Here is a 1513-nt window from a genome sequence, read left to right on the forward strand (position 1 = left end):
AACCGGTGCGCAGCACGTAGAAGATGCCATTGACGATTTGACGATCATCTACCCGCCGCTTGCCCTTACCGACCGCCGGAAGCAGGGGCTCCACGATCCGCCACTCCGCTTCGCTCAGATCATAACGCGCCATCCCAAGGCACACTTCCGGAAACCTTGAAACAAGCTTCGGCCACAGCCTCAACTGCTATTGAGTACGCGCCCTAGGCGGTCACTGTCGCCAACTCCGCGATAACGCTGAGCCGAGGCCTGCCTGGCAGCCGGTGTTGGATGAATTGGTGCGGACGGCGGGGCTCGAACCCGCACTCCTTGTGGGAAGCAGATTTTAAGTCTGCTGCGTCTACCGGTTTCGCCACGTCCGCAGGGTGCGCCCTTACGCCATAGCCGCGTTCGCAGTCGGCGGGAACGTCAGGCGCGGGTCTCTTCGGGGTCGATCAGCTTGATCGTCGCGACGCCCGCGCCGCGCAGCGCCTCGACCAGCTCGTCGACAGTGGCGTCCAGTTCGTCCGCGTCGCGGGCTCGCAGCACCAGGTTGGAGCCGTAGCCCTCGGGGCCGAAGAACGGATAGCTGCCCAGCGACATCTTCGGGTGCGCCTTGGCGACGGCCTCCAGGGGCGCGGCGATGACGCCTTCTCCCGAGCCTTCGACGCGGACGGTGCGCGCGATGGTCACCACGCCGCTGCGCATGCGCCAGCCCACGTCCTCCAGCATGCCGCGCATGATCGCCGGCACGCCCGCCAGGGTGAAAACGTTGCCGATGGTGAAGCCCGGCGGGCCTTGCACCGGGTTCTGCACCAGATCGCCGCCCACCGGCACGCGGGCCATGCGCCGGCGCGCGGCGTTCAGCTCGCCGCCCCAGCGCTTGCTCATGATCGCCAGGATGTCGGGGTGCTCGTGCAGCTCCACCCCGAACGCCAGGGCCACCGCATCGGCGGTGATGTCGTCGTGGGTCGGGCCGATGCCGCCGGTGGTGATCACATAGTCGTAGCGTTCGCGCAGCGCATTCAGCGCATCGACAATCTCGTCCATCACGTCGCGCACGGTGCGCGCCTCGGCCAGGTCGATCCCGTGGACGGCCAGGTAGCGGGCGATGTCGCGCAGGTTGGTGTCCTGGGTGCGGCCCGACAGGATCTCGTCGCCGATGATCAGCACCGCGCACTCGACCGGCGCATCCTCGCTTTGCGGACTTCCCATCGCGTTCACGCTCCTTCAAGCCGCCCTGCTCCGGCGCAGCGCCGACTCGGACTAAGCCTCAGCCGATGGACTTCCCGCAACCGCTCGTTCACGGCGTCCTGGTGCAGCGCTACAAGCGCTTCCTGGCCGACGTGGTGCTGGACGACGAAACGGCGCTGACCGTCCACTGCCCGAACCCCGGCGCGATGCTGGGCCTCAACACGCCGGGCCGGGGCGCCTGGCTGTCGAAGTCGCCCGACCCGAAGCGCAAGCTCGCCTGGACCCTGGAGCTTGTCGAGGCCGACGGCGGCCTGGTGGGGATCAACACCATGCACCCCAA

2 protein-coding genes, 1 tRNA gene and 1 pseudogene are annotated in these 1513 nt (G+C 67.7%); 1 reads left to right on the plus strand and 3 read right to left on the minus strand.

Going from position 1 to position 1513, the window contains the following annotated elements; all coding sequences use genetic code 11:
• From Q8M88_RS15315 to Q8M88_RS15325, 3 genes are all read right to left on the minus strand, one after another.
• On the minus strand, positions 1–133 hold a 133-nt coding region (locus Q8M88_RS15315), incomplete at its 3' end, for a transposase (RefSeq protein ID WP_305598022.1).
• A gap of 143 nt (positions 134–276) precedes the next feature.
• A tRNA-Leu gene (locus Q8M88_RS15320) sits at positions 277–362 on the minus strand.
• Positions 363–408: 46 nt separating this feature from the next.
• Positions 409–1194: a molybdopterin-binding protein gene (locus tag Q8M88_RS15325; protein WP_305598021.1), complete on the minus strand. Its 786-nt coding sequence runs from the start codon at positions 1192–1194 to the stop codon at positions 409–411.
• A 65-nt stretch (positions 1195–1259) separates the two neighbouring features.
• Between Q8M88_RS15325 and Q8M88_RS15330 the strand changes: the two are divergent.
• A pseudogene (locus Q8M88_RS15330) lies at positions 1260–1513 on the plus strand (DNA/RNA nuclease SfsA); the annotation flags it as partial.

Source organism: Phenylobacterium sp. (assembly GCF_030693805.1).
Lineage (GTDB): Bacteria > Pseudomonadota > Alphaproteobacteria > Caulobacterales > Caulobacteraceae > Phenylobacterium.

Excerpts from the sequence above, each read along its gene's own strand:
- Q8M88_RS15325 (WP_305598021.1), bottom strand. The coding sequence starts at position 1,194 with ATGGGAAGTCCGCAAAGCGAGGATGCGCCGGTCGAGTGCGCGGTGCTG.